The sequence below is a fragment of the Antrihabitans auranticaus genome (assembly GCF_016481275.1).
In the GTDB taxonomy this organism is placed as follows: domain Bacteria; phylum Actinomycetota; class Actinomycetes; order Mycobacteriales; family Mycobacteriaceae; genus Antrihabitans.
Window position 1 is genome coordinate 1 of record NZ_JAEMNW010000007.1, and the last position, 18121, is coordinate 18121.

Below are 18121 nucleotides of genomic sequence, written 5' to 3' on the forward strand. Positions count from 1 at the left end.
GTCGACGTCGGCACGCCGTCGCCGACCAACGACCAGTACCGATCGACAACCGACCGCAACCGTGAAAGATGCACGCAACACTCCTGAGAAATTTCAGTGTTGCAATCACTCCCTGAACCCAAGTCGGTGCGACTCCCGAGTCGGGGTGCGGCGGGGTGGGGAGGGGGCGCGGTGAGACGGTGCGCGGGTGCGACACAGGCAAGGACGGGGTGCGGGTGGGGACGGGCGCGGGACGGGGGTGCGGCGGGGAGAGTGGGTTTGGGGACTCGCGCGGCGAGGGTAAGCGCGGAAAGGCAACCTGAAGTTGGTTTGCCACACTGGAAACATGAACAACATGAGCAACAAGACGCATATTTAGTCACATTGGTCACATCGATGCGGCATTCCGTGCCCCGAGTCTGCACTGACATCTTCTATCCCAGTGTCCACTCTGATCCCTCTAGTAACACCAGTCCCACGGTTCGATCTTGGTCGCAAACCGGGGCGTGAGCCCTCCTCTGGGCTCGGTCGGATCGATTACACATTTGTAATTCGCCGGGTTTGCCATTCTGCGCCGAGGTTCCTGTGGGTATAAAAAGTCTCAAACGAAATGGTAACTCCTCTGTGAATTACGGCGCTCGATTTGTAGCGTAGGACGCGCAGCAAGATCGAAACCGGCAAAAAGTCGGTCAGAATAAGAATGGAGATTTATCAGTGGGCAGCCTCGAATCAACCGTCGATATCCTCGCAGCTTTCCTGGATTTCCTGGCGGCACTTGGCACAGGATCTTCCGGCGGCTTGTCCTAATCCCATAGGCGCGCCCGCCTTTCGCGCCACAGGGCCGGTCCTCTCTGCGAGGACCGGCCTTTCGCGTTTGCGCCTGGCAATACATCGAACCGGGCTTCGGCCGGTCGTATAGGTACACGCCGCCCGGGCAGCATTCGAATTTCGGATTTCGCGTGCGTAAATGTCGAAACAAGGCCGAACCGCGTAATTCGTAAGCTATCCTCCGCGCAATTTGATCGGCGGCGCATTCGGTTGGGTGCAATAGCCGCCCGCGCGGCCGCACCCCCGCCAGGTCACGGTCGTGTAGGCATTTGCTGTCCGGTTGCGGGTTTCGGTGCAGCGTTGGGTACTGTCGTCGGCAATGTCACAAGATTCAGTCGGGCGCACCTACGCGGGACAACTGGTCGAGGATCGGCAGAAGGAACGTCGCGCACGATTCCTCGAATCCGGCCTCACAGTCTTCGCGCGTGACGGTTACGCCAACAGTTCGGTCGGCGCTATCTGCAAGGATGCCGGTCTGTCCTCGCGCCAGTTCTACGAAGTCTTCTCCGGCCGCGAGGCCGTACTGACCGAGCTGTTCACCACTATCGACCGCGATTCGCTCGAAGCTGTGGGAAGCGCACTTGCCGAGAACGCATCGGCAGGCGTTTCCCGCATGATCGAGGCGGGCACGCGCGCCTACATCTCGTCGGTCGGCGCCGATCCGCGCAGGGCGAAGGTGGCGATCGTCGAGGCCGTCGGTGCGAGCACGCGACTCGAGCAGTACCGCGTCCAGCAACGGACCGTCTGGGGCGCAATGATGGCCAGCGTCGCGGAAGTTGCCGCCACCCAGGGCAAGATCCCCGCGGGTGACTACCAGATGCGGGTCAGCGCACTGCTCGGCGCGGTCAACTACGTCGTCTACGATTGGAGCATCGCCGAGCCGCGGCCTTCGCTCGATGACGTCATCAGGGTGCTGACCCGCATTCTCACCGGAGCGATCGGCGCCGTCACCTAGCAAGCCGCGTTCATGCGTCGTTCACCGCGTCGTCGCACACGCGGGATAGCTTCGGCCGGTGACCGACATCGAATCCCGTACGTGGTTGACGACTGTCGACCTGTTCAACACCGCCGGCTACGTCGTGGATGACGAAGACGACGACGATCCCGTGTTGCTGACCCACCCCGAGGGCGTCGTCATCGACACGTGGCGGGAGAACTACCCGTACGACGAGCGAATGGCCCGCACCGAGTACGAGATGACGAAGCGGCTACTGCAGATCGAATTGCTGAAACTGCAGAATTGGACCAAGGCAACCGGTCGGCGGATCGTGCTGGTCTTCGAAGGGCGCGACGCCGCGGGTAAAGGCGGGACTATCAAGCGGTTCATGGAACATCTCAATCCGCGTGGTGCGCAAGTCGTCGCGCTGGAGAAGCCGTCGGTGCGTGAGTCGTCGCAGTGGTACTTCCAGCGCTATGTCGATCACCTACCGGCAGCCGGCGAGATGGTCTTCTTCGACAGGTCTTGGTACAACCGGGCCGGCGTGGAGCGCGTCATGGGCTTCTGTAGCGATGAGCAGCACGCACGCTTCATCAGGCAGGTCCCGCTCTTCGAGCAGATGCTTGTCGACGACGGGGTCGACCTCGTGAAGTTCTGGTTCTCGGTTTCCCAGCTCGAGCAGCGGACCAGGTTCGCGATTCGGCAGGTCGATCCGGTACGGCAATGGAAGTTGTCGCCGATGGATATCGCGTCCTTGGACAAGTGGGAGCAGTACACGTCGGCCAAGGAGGAGAACTTCCGGCACACCGATACCGACCACGCGCCCTGGACGGTCGTGAAGAGCAACGACAAGAAGCGGGCGCGGGTCAACGCGATGCGCCACGTGCTCGGGCTGTTCGATTACGACAACAAGGATGCCGAGATCGTGGGCCACGCAGACCCGCTGATCGTCGGCCGGGCGCGAGACGTCATCGGGGAGTAGCCGCCGCGGTTACAGTCGACCTGTGGAGACGGTACCGATCCAGCTGCCCGACGGCACCACCTCACCGGTGTTGCTATTCCCGGCCGACGAGGCGCACAGCCACAAGCCATCGCCGGATTCGCCGCGGCCGGTCGTGGTGATCGTTCCCGGTCTCGGGATTCCGGGTGGGTACTACGACGTCTTCGCCAAGGAACTCGCCATGCGCGGATTCGACGCTGCCGTCTGCGAGTTGCGTGGACAGGGTGACAGCAGACCGCGGCCGAGCAGTGAAAGCCGTTACGGCTACCACGAATTGGTGTCGGTCGACCTCCCTGCGATGTTCGAGGTCGTGCGGGAGAGGTTTCCGGAGAGCACGCCCTACCTGCTCGGCCACAGCATGGGCGGGCAGCTCGGGGTGCTGTATGCGGCACGGATCCGCGGCCGCCTCGGCGGACTGATCCTCGTCGCGTCGGGCACACCGTACTTCCGTGGCTTCGGCGGCGCGAAGTCGCCGGGCATACTCGTCGGCTCCGCGGCAATGTCGTTGACCGCCAACATAGCCGGGTTCTGGCCGGGCGACCGAATCAACCTTGGCGGCTTCGGACGGCAGTCGAAAACGCTGATCTCCGACTGGTCGCGACTGGCCAGGACCGGACGGTTCGACCCCGAAGGTGCCGACATCGATTACGAGGAGCGGATTTCGCGCCTCAAGTTACCGGTTTTGAGCATTTCGATCGAAGGTGACGATGTTGCTCCGGCGTCGTCGGCGACACACCTTGTGGGGAAACTGCCGAATTCCGACGTGACGACCTGGCTGCAACCGGAACCGTTGGGACACAACGGATGGATTCGCAAACCAGTGACAACGGTTGACCGCATCACGGCGTGGCTGCACGATCGGTGATCGAACTACCGGCCAACCTCGCCGAAGCAGTGACGGACGACGAGGTGATGCTGCGATGGGTGGCGACTCTGCCCGAACGAATCGCCGAGTCGGAGGCGCGGTGGTCGCTCGCGATCGAAGCACCGTTTCAGCCGGGCGGCGTCACGGCGTGGGTTGCTCGCGCACGCAATCGAGCGGGTGAGCCGGTCGTTCTGAAGCTGGGCTGGCGACACGAGGAATCCATGCACGAAGCGGATGCGCTGCGCGCGTGGGATGGGAATGGCGCGGTCCGGCTGCTGGATTCGGCAACGACAGACGACACCGCCGCGATGTTGCTCGAAGAATGCCGGCCGGGTACCCCGCTGTCCCACGTGCGTGCGCCCGCCGCGCAGGACGAAGTCATCGCCGGACTTCTGCAGCGCCTGTGGATCGAGCCCGCAGCCAAATATCCGTTTCGCGAATTGCACAGCATGTGTGCGCTGTGGGCCGACGAGTTCGTCGAAAAGCGGGCGACGACCGGCGATATCGGCCTGCCTGACGACATCGTCGAGGCTGGGATTCATGCGCTACGAACGCTGCCCACCACCGATTCGCGGCAAGTCCTGCTCTGCACCGATCTCCACGCCGAGAATATCCTTGCCGCAGAACGGGAACCGTGGCTCGCGGTGGATCCCAAGCCGTACATCGGCGACCCCGCCTACGACCCGGTGCAATACATGCTCGATGCAACCGAGAGGCTGAGCGCCGATCCGCTGGCCTTCGTTGCGCGCATGGCGAAGTTGCTAGATCTCGATCCGGTTCGGTTGCGGCACTGGGTGTTCGCGCGCTGTGTGCAAGAGTGCATCGATACACCCGAGCTCGCAGGCGTCGCCCGCGCGCTCGTCAGGCAGCTCGGCTGAGGTGTGCCCAGAGGAACTCGTAGATCAGCGCCGACGCGAACGCGAGTTGTGCGTTGTCAGCCGCCCCGCCGTGGCCACCTTCGATGTTCTCGTAGTACCAGACGTCGTGGCCGAATTCCTCGAGCCGCGCAGCCATTTTCCGGGCATGACCTGGGTGAACGCGATCGTCACGGGTCGACGTCGTCAGCAGAATCGGCGGGTAGTCGGCAGTTTCGGACACGTTCTGGTACGGCGAGTGCTCTTTCAGGAACGCCCACTCTGCCGGGTCGTCCGGGTCGCCGTATTCGGCGACCCATGATGCTCCGGCGAGCAGTAGGTGATAGCGCTGCATGTCGAGCAGCGGGACCTGGCACACCAATGCCCCGAACAACTCCGGGTACTCGGTCAGCATGACGCCCATCAGCAGGCCGCCGTTGCTGCCGCCGACTGCCCCGAGTTGCTGGGGAGTGGTGATGCCGCGGGCGACGAGGTCCTTCGCGACAGCCGCAAAATCTTCGTACACCTTGTGCCGACCGGACTTCTGGGCCTGGGTGTGCCACTCGGGTCCGTATTCGCCGCCGCCGCGGATGTTGGCGGTGACGGAAATGCCGCCCCGCGACAACCAGCCGATGCCGTTGCCGCCGTTGTAACCCGGCGTCCGGGATATCTCGAATCCACCGTAGCCGCCGAGCAGCGTGGGACCACTTGCTCCGGCCTTGCGGACGACGAAGTACGGAACCATTGTGCCGTCGAGTGATTCGGCAAAGAATTGTTCCGTCGAAATGCCGGCAGCATCGAAGTGGTTCGGCTCCTGCTTCAGGACGGTTGCCGGTTCGCCGATCGTCCCGGCCAGAAGCGTTGTCGGAGTAGTGTATCCGCTGGTCGTCAGCAGGTAGTCGTCTCCGCTCTCGAGTGGGTCCGTACCCGCGACTGCAGTCGACGCCATCGCTGGTGCATCGCTCAATTCGGTTCGCGACCATTCCCCGGCACCCGGGGTCAGCACGAACAGTTTCGACTGGACGTCCGAAAGCGTCACCAGGAGAAGATGATTCTCGGTCCAGCCGTAGTGATGCAGTGAGGTGTGGGCGTCCGGTTCGAAGAGGACTGTGAACTCACGGCTGCCAGTGAGGAACCCGGCAAAGTCCGTGGCGAGTAGAGCACCTGTCGGATATGTGGTTTCGCCGATTGTCCAGGGTGACTTCGTCCGCACCAGTAACCAATTCTTGTACCAGGATTGCGAAGCATCCGTCGGCGTCTCGATCAGTTGCAAGCCGCTGTCGGTACGCAAGTACGTTTCGTGGTTGAAGAAGTCGGTCGACCGGGAAACATAATGACGTTCGTAACCCGGCGTGCGGTCGTAGCCCGCGGAGACGGAAATGTCCTCTGCGATACCCTCGTACACGGTCTCGGCGGCTTCGAGTGGCGTTCCGCGGCGCCATTGTTTTGCGATCCGGGTGTAGCCGGAATCGGTCATGCTGCCTTCGCCGAAATCCGTTCCGACGTAGACGGTATCGATGTCGATCCAGCTGATGTTGGATTTCGCCTCGGCCAGTACGAATGCATCCTCGGTGACGAAGGTTCTTGTTGCCATATCGAATTCACGGACGACGCCCGCGTCGGCGCCGCCTCTGGAGAGGCTGATCAGCGCGCGCTCCTGGCTGGGTCGCAGTACGGATGCGCCGTCCCATACCCAATTCTCGTCTTCGGCCTTGGCCAACGCGTCGACGTCGATGAGCACGTCCCAGGCCGGCGAATCGGTGCGGTACTCGGCCAGCGACGTCCTTCGCCAGATGCCGCGGGGATGGTCGGCGTCACGCCAGAAGTTGTAGAAGAATGCGCCCCGCCGGGCCGGCATCGGAATTCGGTCGTCGGTATCGAGCATCGCGCGCAGTCGTGATTCGAGGTCGTGGAAGTCGTCTCCGCTCGCAAACTGCGCTTTTGTTCGAGAATTGCGCTCGCGGACCCAATCGAGGGCGCCCTCGTCGGTTACTTCTTCCAGCCACAAATACGGGTCTCCGGCCATCCGGCCATTCTGTCGACCCCGTTATTGCACACACACGGCGGGTACCCGAAATTTCCCCCGGCACCGATTCGTGCTGGGTAACATGCGGAAATGGTCGTCGACGCAGAGTTCCTGCACGAGATGGCATTCCGCCTGTGTGAAATCCCGGGCATCGTCGGAGTCGTACTCGGTGGCAGTCGAGCACGGGGGGAGGGCACCCCCGCGTCGGATTACGACGTCGGCCTCTACTACCGGAGGCCCCTGAATCTCGCGGCGCTCAACGAGCTGGCTCGCGAATACGCGGGTCCTGAAGCGCACGTGACCGATCTGGGTGAGTGGGGGCCGTGGGTCGACGGCGGGGCCTGGCTCACGATGGACGGCACTGCCGTGGACTGGCTCTACCGCGATATCGACCGGGTCGAGGGGCTCTGGTCTGCCGTGCAGCAGGGCCGATTCGGGTTCCCCGCTCAGGTCGGGCATCCATTCGGTTTCGCGGATTTCGCATACGTCGGCGAGCTCGCGCTCAGCGTCGTGCTCGCGGACCCGTCCGGCGAGCTGACGGCGATTCGCGCTGCGGCCCAACACTATCCGCCCGCCCTCGGGGAAGGCCTGGTCCGCCGGCTGCGCGAAGCGTCGTTCGATATTTTCATCGCGCGCAAGGCGGTGAGCCGGGGCGACGCGACGTTCATCGCGGGTTGCCTCTTTCGGGCGGTCGAAGTCTGCGCGCACGCCCTGCACGGCCGCGCAGGCCGGTGGCTGATCAACGAGAAGGGCGCGATCACGGCGGCGGGGCGATTGCCGAATGCACCGCACAACTTCGCCGCGCGTGCGCATTTCATACTTGGGCACGTCGGTACCTCCCCGGCGGAATTGGGGCGCACGCTGGACGCGGCGGAGGAACTCGTCGAGGAGACGGTTCGCGCCTGTGAGTCGATCAGGCCGACCGGCGTGATCGTCGGCGCGGAATCGGCAACTGCCAAAGAAGAATCCGCTGAGTCGCTGCCTGATCTTGTGCTCTGGGAACAGCATTCCTGTCTGCCGCTGAAGACGGTCGTCGATATCGACGAGTTGGCCCGCTACCCGGCAGGGTCCTACGTGTCGGTCAACATCGGGTACTCACCGCAATCGAAGGCGCAGTCGACCGCACTTGCACACGCGTTCCGGCGAACGGCGCTGTGGGACGGTCGTTTCCGGCCGGTCCAGGTTTTCGACGACCTCGCGGCCGCGCTGGAAGAGGACGTGATCGCGCTCGCCTTCGACCTGGAGGACTCGGGGCCGCTCGAAGGAGACCTCGGCAACGTCAAGCACTTCTACGATCTCGGGGTTCGGTCCCTGCTGCCGGCCTACAACTACGCGAACGCGGCAGCGTGTGGCTGCCTGGATTCCGAGGACACAGGTCTGACGGCCTACGGGCGTGATTTGGTCCGGGAGATGAACGCCGTCGGAATGACCGTCGACGGATCGCATTGCTCGCGCAAGACGGGTCTCGACATCGCCGAGTGCACCGCGTCGCCGATGATCTACAGCCACTCGAACTTCGCCGGACTGTGGGACCATCCGCGCAATATCACCGACGACCAAGCCCGCGCCTGCGCCGAGACCGGGGGCGTCATCGGTATCAACGGCGTCGGGATCTTTCTCGGTAGCAACGGACCCGACGACCATCGTGAACGACTCGAAGCGATGGCCGACCACATCACCTACGGCATCGAACTCGTCGGCATCGACCACATCGGTATCGGTTCGGACTACTCGTTCGACCACATCGATTTCAACGCCGAACTGCTGATCAACCCGCAGGCGTTCTCCGAGGCGTACACAGCGTGGGGGCCCCTGCAGTGGGTGCCGCCGGAGGACTTGCTGACTCTGCCGGATGTGCTGCGCAGACGGGGTTTCGACGAGGAGACCATCGCAGCGGTCTTCAGCGGCAACTTCACTCGCGTCGCGAATCAGGTGTGGCGCTGAACAGCCAACAAATGTAAGGCGATCCTAATATTGCTGCCGCTGAATTCGAGGGGGAGGCATCCTAGGACAGCCGGTAAGGGTCGGGACTAGGCTGGTGGACCGTGACCACACACTATGACGTCGTCGTGCTCGGAGCCGGACCTGGCGGATACGTGGCGGCTATCCGTGCTGCCCAACTGGGCCTCAAAACCGCGATCATCGAGAAGCAGTACTGGGGCGGTGTCTGTCTCAACGTAGGCTGCATCCCCTCGAAGGCGCTTCTCCGCAACGCCGAACTCGCGCACATCTTTACAAAAGAAGCGAAGACATTCGGCATTTCCGGTGAGGCAACTTTCGACTTCGGGGTGGCGTTCGATCGCAGCCGCACCGTCGCCGAGGGCCGCGTCAAGGGCGTGCATTTCCTGATGAAGAAGAACAAGATCACCGAGTACGACGGGCACGGCAGCTTCACCGACGCCAACACGATTTCGGTCGAGTTGACCAAGGGCGGCACCGAGACTCTGACATTCGACAACGCCATCATCGCGACCGGTACCGAGACGAAGTTGCTCCCGGGCACGAAGTTGAGCGACAACGTCGTCACATACGAAGAGCAGATCCTCACGAAGGAACTGCCGGGCTCGATCCTGATCGTCGGCGCAGGTGCCATCGGCATGGAGTTCGCGTACGTGCTCGCCAACTACGGCGTCGACGTGCAGATCGTGGAATTCCTCGACCGCGCGCTGCCGAACGAGGACGTCGAGATCTCCAAGGAGATCACGAAGGCGTACAAGAAGCTCGGCGTGAAGATCCAGGTCGGCGCGGCAGTCCAGTCGATCGACGACGATGGGTCGAAGGTCACGGTCAAGATCAAGGACAACAAGACCGAAAAGGTCGAGACGGTCACCGTCGACAAGGTGTTGCAGGCCGTCGGGTTCGCGCCGCGCCTCGAAGGTTTCGGACTCGAGAACACCGGCGTCGAGCTGAGTGACCGGCCCAAGGCGATCGCCATCGACGATCACATGCGCACGAATGTGCCCCACATCTACGCCATCGGTGACGTGACCGCGAAGCTGCAGCTCGCGCACGTCGCTGAAGCTATGGGCGTGGTCGCGGCGGAGACGATTGCCGGCGCGGAGACGTTGACGCTCGGTGACTACCGGATGATGCCGCGTGCGACCTTCTGCCAGCCGCAGGTTGCCAGCTTCGGATTGACCGAACAGCAGGCGAAGGACGAGGGCTACGACGTCAAGGTTGCAAAGTTCCCGTTCACTGCGAACGGCAAGGCGCACGGCTTGGGTGACCCGACCGGTTTCGTGAAGCTGATCTCCGACGGCAAGTACGGCGAACTGCTCGGCGGGCACCTGATCGGTCCGGACGTGTCCGAGCTGCTTCCCGAGCTGACGCTGGCCCAGAAATGGGATCTCACGGTCAACGAGCTCACCCGCAACGTCCACACGCACCCGACCCTCAGTGAGGCGCTGCAGGAGGCCATCCACGGCCTCGGCGGGCACATGATCAACTTCTGAGTGGTGCACGGCCCGGCTGGCGAGACGATCTTCCGGCCGGGCCGTTTACACTCTCGCGCGCGGTTCTGTGTCCCGCTCGCGTTATAACGCGAGCGCGTCGCAAGGTCGCGAGCGTGGCGGGTCGGCGGGCGCTACTCAGCGGGCGTCGTAGCGCGCCCGCGCCGCGGTCACGTCGGCCATCCGCGCCTCGACAACGTCGATCAACGCCTGAAGCTTGCTCGCGACCTCGGTACCGAGGTCGGTCAGGCTGTACTCCACCTTCGGCGGAATTGCTTCCAGCACTTCGCGATTGACCAATCCGTCGCGCTCCAGTGCCTGGAGTGTCTGTGACAGCATCCGCTCGCTGACTCCCTCGACCCTGCGCCGCAGTGCGCTGAAGCGGTACGGACCTTCGTGCAGCGCAACCAGCGCCAGCGTCCCCCAGCGCCCGGTGACGTCTTGCAGTGTTTCGCGGGACGAGCATGCGCGCGCGAAGACATCGACTGCGAACGCCTCGTCCTCGATCATGCACACAGTCTACCCACAGGTGCATACGGTTGCGCATGTACTAACTAATAGTTAGTGTCAGCAAGGCAGGAAGTACTCACGAAACAAAAGGGGCATCTCATGAGCATTGCAGTAACGGGAGCGAGTGGTCAGCTGGGTCGAGCGGTCGTCGAATCGCTGCTGAGTCGCAGCGTCGCAGCGTCCGAGATCGTTGGACTCGTGCGGCAGCCCGCCAAAGCTGCCGACCTCGTCGAGCGCGGCATCGACCTGCGAGTCGCGGATTACGCTGAGCCGCAGACGCTTTCGGCAGCCCTCGCCGGCGTCGATCGATTGCTACTCGTTTCCGGCAGCGAGATGGGCAAGCGCGTCGAGCAGCACACGAACGTTATCGATGCGGCCAAGGCGGCCGGCGTCGGTTTCATTGCGTACACCAGCGTGCTGCGCGCGGAGGAGTCGCCGCTGATTCTCGCCGCCGAGCACAAGGCGACGGAAGCGGTTCTCGTGCAATCGGGCGTCGAGTACGCGTTGCTTCGCAACGGTTGGTACTGGGAGAACTACACCAACGGGCTCGCTGGAACGGTCGAGCGCGGGGTCCTCGCTGGGTCGGCAGGAAACGGTCGGGTCGCAGGTGCCGCCCGCCTGGACTATGCGGACGCCGCGGCGGTCGTCCTGACCACCGACGGGCACGACGGCAAGGTGTACGAACTCGGTGGGGACGAGCGGCTGACCTATGCGGGACTCGCGGCTGAGATCTCGAAAGTCGCCGGTAAAGAGGTTGTCTACCAGGATCTTCCGCAGGCTGAGTACGCGAAGGTGCTCGAGCAGGCCGGACTACCGGCGGGGTACGCGCACGTCCTCGCAGATTCCGATGCCGGGATTGCGGCGGGTGCGCTCGACGTCGACACGGGTGATCTCCAGAAGTTGATCGGTCGGTCGTCGACGCCGGTTGCCGAGGTGTTCCGCGCAGCCCTCGCCTGACTTCCCCGACCCGAGGGGTTCGTCGCCGACCCTCCGGTCGCACCACTTCTCGGGATCCGCACTCGAAATAGGGCCCTATTTCGAGTGCGACTGCCGAGTCGGGGTGCGGCGGGGTGGGGAGCCGGGCGGCCGGGCGGGCGCCGGCCGGTCGGGTTGAGATGCATAGCTTGGTTATGCAATACTGTTACTCATGCTAACGAACCCCGGTGCGGAGGCGAGCCTGCACAGCCTGGTGGTCGAGCTTGTGATCAACACTTCTCGGTTCACCAGGCTGGCCGCTGCGACTTCTACCGGGGGCAGGCCGCGAGCTCTGGTTCGGGCGCTGTCACTCATCGACGGGTACGGCGAACTCCGAATCACCGAGTTCGCGCGGCTCGACGGGTGCAGCCAACCTGCCGCGACAGCGCTCGCGAAGAAGCTGCACTCGCTCGGGCTCATAGACCGCGTCGTCGATCCCGACGATTCCCGCGCGGTGCGATTGAGCCTGTCCGCCGAGGGCCGACGTTGGCTTGCCGATGCGCGTCACGCGATCGGCACTTCGCTCGCTCCACGCCTCGCCGGCGTCGATCCTGAACGGATCGAGATGCTGGCCGCAGGCCTTGCGGAGCTGCGCGAGCTACTCAAATCGCCCGATTCGAAGGATTCCGCATGACAGCGACCATCGTGGCCGGACCTGCCACCGCCGACAAACCGCCGAGCTTGCTCGATCAGCCCAAAGCTGTGTGGGCCGTAGCGTTTGCGAGCGTCATCGCGTTCATGGGCATCGGCCTCGTCGACCCGATTCTGAAGCCGATCGGCGAGCAGTTGAACGCGTCGCCGTCGCAGGTGTCGCTCCTGTTCACCAGCTACATGCTCGTCATGGGTTTCGCGATGCTGATCACAGGTGTCGTGTCGAGCCGGTTCGGGGCCAAACGCACTTTGCTCGGCGGCCTCGCGATCATCGTCGTGTTCTCCGCGCTTGCCGGTATGTCGAGCACCGTGAACGAGATCGTCGGGTTCCGGGCCGGCTGGGGTTTGGGTAACGCGCTCTTCATCGCGACCGCCCTGGCGACGATCGTCGGCGCCGCGACCGGTGGAGCCGCGCGAGCCATCATCCTGTACGAGGCTGCGCTCGGTATCGGCATCGCCGCCGGACCTCTCGTCGGCGGCGTGCTCGGCTCGGTCAGCTGGCGTGGGCCGTTCTTCGGCGTTGCCGCACTCATGGCGATCGCGTTCATCCTGCTCGTGGTGATGTTGCCCGATACGCCGAAACCGGCGCACACAACCTCCCTCGCCGCACCCTTCCTCGCGCTGCGACATCGTGGGCTGCTGACCGTCGGCATCACCGCACTGCTGTACAACTACGGCTTCTTCACGCTGCTCGCGTACACGCCGTTCCCCCTCGATATGGGTACGTACGCAATCGGATTCATCTTCTTCGGCTGGGGTGTCATGCTCGCTGTGGCGTCGGTGTTCCTCGCGCCCATGCTGCAACGCCGCTTCGGCACGCTCACAATGATGGCGATCTCGCTGACGCTCTTCGCGCTGACGCTCGCGACGATGGCGGCCTTCACGGAGAACAAGACGGTCCTGATCGTCGGTGTCGTGATCGCGGGCTTGTTCCTCGGCATCAACAACACGCTGATCACCGAGACCGTCATGATCTCAGCACCGGTCGAACGGTCGACCGCGTCGGCGTCCTACAGCTTCGTCCGGTTCGCCGGCGGTGCCGCAGCACCTTATCTGGCAGGAAAGCTCGGTGAGCACAACATCCACACGCCGTTCTGGGTGGGCGCGGCCTGCACGATCGCCGCGGTCGGCGTACTGCTGACGGGTCGAAAGGTGCTGGCGCACATCGACGACCATGATCCGGCGCCGCACAGCCTCGAAGAAGCCGAGGCGATCACAGTCGGCGACTGATCAGAAGTCCCGCTGGATCCGCAAGGTTCCGATGGTCGTTGCCAGACCGTCGTACTGGGCGACAAGTAGGCAGACTTCGATCAGGCGGCGCTCGTCGTAGTGCTCGGCAAGCGCCTTCCAGGTCCCGTCGCTGAGATCTTTGGTCCCCACCAGTTCGTCCACCGCGGCAAGCAGCGCGCGGTCGCGGTCTGTCCACCCGTCGACCGTCGGACCCGCCAGAACACGTTCGAGAATGTCGGCGGTGACGCCCGCGCGCCGACCGAGCCGGATGTGGTGGTCCATCTCGTATCCGCATGTGCGCAGGTGTGCGACGCGCAGAATGACCAGCTCGCTCTCGTACCGCGACAGCTTGCCGCCCGGCATCAGCTTGCCGCTGTAGTGCAGCCACCCGCGGAACAGTCCGCCGGTGCGGCCGAGTGTGCTGAACAAATGCGCGTCCGCGGCACCGGCGCCTTTGGACAGGATGCGCCACAGCACCCAGTTGACCGGGCCGAGCTCTTTCAAGCGACCTGGCTGAATACGGGCCGCGGAATCTACCTCTGACGACATGACCGCCACGCTACCCGCGCAGCGCAAGACCGAGCTTCGACATCGACATTGCGCGTTCGGCACGTTCGAGCACCCGTACCTGCGAGCTCTCGATATGTGCGACGAGTTGTTCCAGTGCGGACTCGAGTCGCCCGGCGAGCAGCGACTCGACGATCGTGATGTGTTCGGCAACCATCGTTGCGACGCGATCCGGCGTAAGTGCGTCGAGTGCGCGGACCGGCCGCATCCGGGTGTTGACCACCGCAAGCGCTTCGGCCAGCGCGCTGTTTCCCGACGCCTGCAGCAGGGTCGTATGGAACTGCTCGTCGACCGCGACCAACTCGGCGTCCGGCAGCGGTGGCAGCTCGCGGAATCCCTGCCACGTGGTCAACTCTGCGGTCAACGCTTCCGAGTCGTGCTGCAACTCCGCGTTCTCTAGCACACGTCGAATCCCGCGCGCCTCCAACGTGACTCGCAACTCGTAGAGTCCGTCGAGTTCCTCGAGCCTGGGCCGGTAGGGATACAGGCCGTGCTCGTCACGCTCGATCAAGCCGTCCGAGAGTAGACGTGCGAGCGCCTCACGCACCGGTGTCCGCGAGACCCCGTACAACTCGGCGAGGCGCTCCTCGCCTAGCCGCTCCGTTGGAGCGATGACCCCGGACGCCAGGTCTTCGCGGATCGAACGGTAGACGCGCTCGCGCAATGAACTGTCTCTGAACAGGCCCCGACGACCCATGCTCAGATGGCCATCGCCGCACGGACCGTCGACTCGGCTGCGGCGCCACCTTCGCCCTCGGACGTGACCCGTCCCGATTCGAGAACGTAGTAGCGGCCCGCGGCTTGCAGCGCGAAGCCGATGTGTTGCTCGACCAGCAGGACGCTCAGCCCACCGCGATTGCTGAGATCGATGATGGTGCGCTCGATTTCGGCGACGACGTTGGGTTGGATGCCTTCGGTGGGCTCGTCCAGAATCAGCAGACGGGGTTCGGTGATCAGCGCACGCGCGATCGCAAGTTGCTGCCGCTGGCCGCCCGAGAGCAGCCCCGCCCTGCGGGTGAGCAGACCACGCAGTGCTGGAAAAAGTTCGAGCGACTCCTCGATCAACGCCTTGCCGCGCTTGCGTCCGTCTGCGACGAGCTGCAGATTCTCTGCGGTCGTCAACTGGCCGAAGGACTGCTGGCCCTGCGGCACATACGCCATGCCGCGCCGGACCCGCGCGCTCGGCCGAAGCTTGCTCACGTCTTCGCCGTCCAGCAGTACCTTTCCGTTCTTCACCGGAAGCAGGCCGACCACCGCCCGCAGCAGCGTCGTCTTGCCCGCGCCGTTGTGGCCCATCACCGCGGCGACAGCGTCGCCCGGAATCGCAAGGGACACACCGTGAACAACTTCGGAACGACCGTATCCGGCGTGCACGTCGATGAGCTCAAGCATCGTTGCCTCCATCCGACTGACCCGCGACACGGACCAGTTCTTCCCCGCCCGCGGCAGTGCCGAGGTAGACCTCTTGCACCTTGGGATCTGCCTGAATCTCGTCGACAGTTCCTTCGCTGAGGACTTTGCCGCCCGCGAGTACGGTTACCGAGGTCGCGAAGGCTCGCATGAAATCCATGTCGTGTTCGACGACGACGACGGTCCGCTCGCCGCCGATGCGGCGCAGGAGATTTCCCGTCTCGTCGCGTTCTTCGGCGCTCATACCTGCGACGGGCTCGTCGAGCAGCAGCACAGATGCATTCTGCACCAGCAACATTCCGATCTCGAGCCATTGCTTCTGGCCGTGCGCGAGAATTCCGGCCGGTTTGTCGATGAGGTCGCCGAGTCCGGTGATCTCCAGCGCTTCTTCGATTTTCGGCAGAATCGTCTTGCGCCGGCGCAGCATCGTCAACGCGGACCTCGTTGCCCCCGCCGCTATATCGAGGTTCTGCAGGACGCTCAACTGCTCGAAAACGCTTGCCGTCTGAAAGGTTCTGCCGACACCGAGGCGCGCGATCTGGTGGACCTTCTTGCCGAGTAGCTCGACGCCGGACTTCTTCACCGAACCGGTTGCAGGGACGAGGCCGGTGATTGCGTCGATGAGGGTTGTCTTCCCGGCGCCGTTAGGGCCGATCAGGAAGCGCAGGTCGCCCTGAAAGAGTGTCATATCGACGTCGGTGACGGCCTTGAAGCCGTCGAAACTGATAGTGAGACCACGGATTTCGAGGTACTCGCTGGACATGCCAGCGTTGCCGCCGAAGGTGGGCTCGTGCGTGACGGCGGTCATCTGGCTGGCTCCTTCTCCGGTTCGGGCTCGGGTTCGAGTTCGGCGCTGAGGGGCTCGGGTGCTGGGGGCGAAGTCGCGGACCTCTTGCGGCGCTGCACGCGAATCTTCGCGAGACCAGCGATGCCCGCGGGGAAGAACCCGACCACGATGATGAACAGTGCGCCCTGGAAGTACGTCCAGCCCGAGGGGAATTCCTCGGAGAGCGTCGTTTGCGCCCAGCCGACGCCGATGGCGCCGAGCACCGGACCGAGCAGGGTGGTGCGCCCGCCGATTGCGACCCCGATGAGGAACGCGATGGAGGGCAGGATGCCGATGTCTGCGGGGGAGATGATGCCGACGATCGGCACGAACAGCGCACCCGCGATACCGGCGAACAGTGCGGCGACCACGTAGGCGACGATCTTGACGTTGGCCGGGTCGTAGCCGAGGAATCGCACGCGTTCTTCCTGGTCACGGACGGCAACGAGCAACTCGCCGTAGCGGCTGTGCATGAGTTGACGGGCTATCGCGACGACCGCGAGCAACGTGCCCGCCGCGATGAAGAAGAGCATCTGCCGGTTCGCCGGGTCGTTCAGATTGAAGCCGAAGAACGTCCGGAACCGGCTCAGTCCGGTGAACCCGCCGATGCTCTGTTGGCCGATCAGGAGGATCGCCAAGGCCGCGGCGAGCGCCTGGCTGAGGATGGCGAAATAGGCGCCTTTGACTCGGCGTTTGAAAACGCCGTAGCCGAGCACGAGCGCGACGAGTGCGGGCAGGGTCAGGATCGCGAGGATGGTGACGATCGGCGAACTGAACGGGACCCAGTAGCCGGGGAGTTGGCGGATGCCGGAGATCTGCATGAAGTCCGGGACCTCGTCGCCGCGCAACTCGGCGTCGGCGAGTTTGAGGTGCATCGCCATGATGTACGCGCCGATGCCGAAGAACACCCCCTGACCGAGCGTGAGCATTCCGCCACGCCCCCAAGCCAATCCGATGCCCACCGCGACGATCGCGAAGCACAGGAACTTGGCGAGCAGGTTGAGCCGGAATTCACTGAGTGCCGCGGGCGCGACTGCGAACAGCAGGATCGCGGCAAGTCCGAAGCCGGCCGTGGTAGCGCGCCAGCCGTGCAGGAAGGAACGGATCGCAGTCACGCCAGGCTCCTCGTTTTGACGGTGAACATGCCCTGCGGCCGGGCCTGCAGGAACGCGACGATGATGACGAACACGATGACTTTCGCCATCGATGCCGTCGTCGAGTATTCGATGTAGGAGTTGAGTAGGCCGAGTGCGAAGGCTGCGATCACAGCGCCCTTGATCTGCCCGAGACCGCCGATGACGACAACGAGGAAGGCGTCGACCAGATAACTCTGCCCAGTCGTCGAACTCGTGGAGCCGATCAGCGTCAACGCGACTCCGGCGACGCCGGCCAGCCCCGAGCCGATGAAGAAGGTGCCGATATCGGTTCGCCTGCTGGAGATTCCGCTCGTCTCCGCAAGGTCGCGGTTCTGGACGACGGCGCGCATCCTGCGGCCGATCGGGGTCGTCTTCATCGCGACAGCGAGCGCCACGACGCAAACGACCGCAAGCACAAGGATGAAGATGCGGGTCTTCGGAACCACCGGCCCGAAGATCTCGATGCCGCCGCGGAGCCACTCGGGAGTGACCACGTTCACCGCGGGAGCGCCGAAGATGTCGCGGGCCAGTTGCTGGAGGATCAGGCCGACGCCGAAGGTGACGAGGAGCGTGTCCAGCGGCCGGTGGTACATCCGCCTGATCAGTGTCACCTCCAGCAGCACGCCCATGAGACCGCCGACGAAGAATCCGACGACCAACGATATGAACAGCGAGATTCCCGCGGTGGAAAAGACTTGCTGCACAACGTATGCCGTGTAGCAACCCGCCATGATGAACTCGCCGTGCGCCATGTTGATCACACCCATCTGACCGAAGGTCAGTGAGAGTCCCAGCGCTGCGAGCAGGAGAATCGAACCGAGACTCAGTCCCGTGAACAACTGCCCGATCATGACATCCATAACGATGTCCGCCCTTCG

General features: G+C 63.8%; 17 protein-coding genes and 1 pseudogene. 10 read left to right on the forward strand and 8 right to left on the reverse strand.

Going from position 1 to position 18121, the window contains the following annotated elements; genetic code table 11:
- Positions 1 to 1126 precede the first annotated feature (1126 nt).
- The 4 genes from JGU72_RS24170 (at position 1127) to JGU72_RS24185 (ending at position 4487) form a co-directional block, all read left to right on the forward strand.
- A complete protein-coding gene (locus JGU72_RS24170; protein ID WP_199686665.1) occupies positions 1127 to 1762 on the forward strand; it encodes a TetR/AcrR family transcriptional regulator in 636 nt (211 codons plus the stop codon).
- Between the two features lie 85 nt (positions 1763 to 1847).
- Positions 1848 to 2726: a polyphosphate kinase 2 gene (gene ppk2 / locus JGU72_RS24175; RefSeq protein WP_199686893.1), complete on the forward strand. Its 879-nt coding sequence runs from the start codon at positions 1848 to 1850 to the stop codon at positions 2724 to 2726.
- Between the two features lie 22 nt (positions 2727 to 2748).
- Positions 2749 to 3609, forward strand: coding sequence for an alpha/beta hydrolase family protein (locus JGU72_RS24180; protein ID WP_199686666.1), 861 nt, complete (start codon positions 2749 to 2751; stop codon positions 3607 to 3609).
- Positions 3591 to 4487: an aminoglycoside phosphotransferase family protein gene (locus JGU72_RS24185; RefSeq protein WP_199686667.1), complete on the forward strand. Its 897-nt coding sequence runs from the start codon at positions 3591 to 3593 to the stop codon at positions 4485 to 4487. The genes JGU72_RS24180 and JGU72_RS24185 overlap by 19 nt, the downstream gene beginning before the upstream one ends.
- Here the strand turns inward: JGU72_RS24185 and JGU72_RS24190 are convergent.
- Positions 4471 to 6489 carry a prolyl oligopeptidase family serine peptidase gene (locus JGU72_RS24190; protein ID WP_199686668.1) on the reverse strand — a complete coding sequence of 673 codons (2019 nt, stop codon included), beginning with the start codon at positions 6487 to 6489 and terminating at the stop codon, positions 4471 to 4473. The genes JGU72_RS24185 and JGU72_RS24190 overlap by 17 nt on opposite strands.
- Before the next feature lie 120 nt (positions 6490 to 6609).
- Between JGU72_RS24190 and JGU72_RS31135 the strand changes: the two are divergent.
- The 3 genes and pseudogenes from JGU72_RS31135 to lpdA form a co-directional block, all read left to right on the forward strand.
- Positions 6610 to 6726: pseudogene (locus tag JGU72_RS31135) on the forward strand (nucleotidyltransferase domain-containing protein); the annotation flags it as partial.
- Positions 6727 to 7509: 783 nt separating this feature from the next.
- Complete coding sequence (locus tag JGU72_RS24200; RefSeq protein ID WP_233532972.1) at positions 7510 to 8433, forward strand: dipeptidase; 924 nt, start codon at positions 7510 to 7512, stop codon at positions 8431 to 8433.
- Between the two features lie 101 nt (positions 8434 to 8534).
- Positions 8535 to 9941 carry a dihydrolipoyl dehydrogenase gene (lpdA, locus tag JGU72_RS24205; RefSeq protein ID WP_199686669.1) on the forward strand — a complete coding sequence of 469 codons (1407 nt, stop codon included), beginning with the start codon at positions 8535 to 8537 and terminating at the stop codon, positions 9939 to 9941.
- Between the two features lie 135 nt (positions 9942 to 10076).
- Here the strand turns inward: lpdA and JGU72_RS24210 are convergent, their stop codons facing one another.
- Positions 10077 to 10448 carry a winged helix-turn-helix transcriptional regulator gene (locus JGU72_RS24210; protein WP_199686670.1) on the reverse strand — a complete coding sequence of 124 codons (372 nt, stop codon included), beginning with the start codon at positions 10446 to 10448 and terminating at the stop codon, positions 10077 to 10079.
- A gap of 99 nt (positions 10449 to 10547) precedes the next feature.
- Here JGU72_RS24210 and JGU72_RS24215 point away from each other — a divergent pair, with 99 nt between their 5' ends.
- The 3 genes from JGU72_RS24215 (at position 10548) to JGU72_RS24225 (ending at position 13304) form a co-directional block, all read left to right on the forward strand.
- Positions 10548 to 11405, forward strand: coding sequence for an SDR family oxidoreductase (locus JGU72_RS24215; RefSeq protein ID WP_199686671.1), 858 nt, complete (start codon positions 10548 to 10550; stop codon positions 11403 to 11405).
- Positions 11406 to 11595: 190 nt separating this feature from the next.
- On the forward strand, positions 11596 to 12057 hold the full coding sequence (locus JGU72_RS24220; protein ID WP_199686672.1) for a MarR family winged helix-turn-helix transcriptional regulator: 462 nt from the start codon (positions 11596 to 11598) through the stop codon (positions 12055 to 12057).
- The gene (locus JGU72_RS24225; protein ID WP_199686673.1) at positions 12054 to 13304 is read left to right on the forward strand and encodes an MFS transporter; all 1251 of its coding nucleotides are present in this window, start codon (positions 12054 to 12056) and stop codon (positions 13302 to 13304) included. Before JGU72_RS24220 ends, JGU72_RS24225 begins: the two co-directional genes overlap by 4 nt.
- On the opposite strand, the gene JGU72_RS24230 is transcribed toward JGU72_RS24225, so the two are convergent.
- The 6 genes from JGU72_RS24230 to urtB are packed head-to-tail and all read right to left on the reverse strand — an operon-like array spanning position 13305 to position 18103.
- Positions 13305 to 13853 carry a carboxymuconolactone decarboxylase family protein gene (locus JGU72_RS24230; RefSeq protein ID WP_199686674.1) on the reverse strand — a complete coding sequence of 183 codons (549 nt, stop codon included), beginning with the start codon at positions 13851 to 13853 and terminating at the stop codon, positions 13305 to 13307.
- A gap of 10 nt (positions 13854 to 13863) precedes the next feature.
- Positions 13864 to 14568 carry a GntR family transcriptional regulator gene (locus JGU72_RS24235; protein ID WP_199686675.1) on the reverse strand — a complete coding sequence of 235 codons (705 nt, stop codon included), beginning with the start codon at positions 14566 to 14568 and terminating at the stop codon, positions 13864 to 13866.
- Positions 14569 to 14570: 2 nt separating this feature from the next.
- A complete protein-coding gene (gene urtE / locus JGU72_RS24240; protein ID WP_199686676.1) occupies positions 14571 to 15263 on the reverse strand; it encodes an urea ABC transporter ATP-binding subunit UrtE in 693 nt (230 codons plus the stop codon).
- Complete coding sequence (urtD, locus tag JGU72_RS24245; RefSeq protein ID WP_199686677.1) at positions 15256 to 16089, reverse strand: urea ABC transporter ATP-binding protein UrtD; 834 nt, start codon at positions 16087 to 16089, stop codon at positions 15256 to 15258. Before urtD ends, urtE begins: the two co-directional genes overlap by 8 nt.
- Complete coding sequence (gene urtC / locus JGU72_RS24250) at positions 16086 to 17222, reverse strand: urea ABC transporter permease subunit UrtC (RefSeq protein WP_374101153.1); 1137 nt, start codon at positions 17220 to 17222, stop codon at positions 16086 to 16088. Before urtC ends, urtD begins: the two co-directional genes overlap by 4 nt.
- Positions 17219 to 18103 (reverse strand): urea ABC transporter permease subunit UrtB, encoded by an 885-nt coding sequence (gene urtB / locus JGU72_RS24255; RefSeq protein WP_199686678.1) that lies wholly within the window; start codon positions 18101 to 18103, stop codon positions 17219 to 17221. The genes urtC and urtB overlap by 4 nt, the downstream gene beginning before the upstream one ends.
- Between the last annotated feature and the right edge of the window lie 18 nt (positions 18104 to 18121).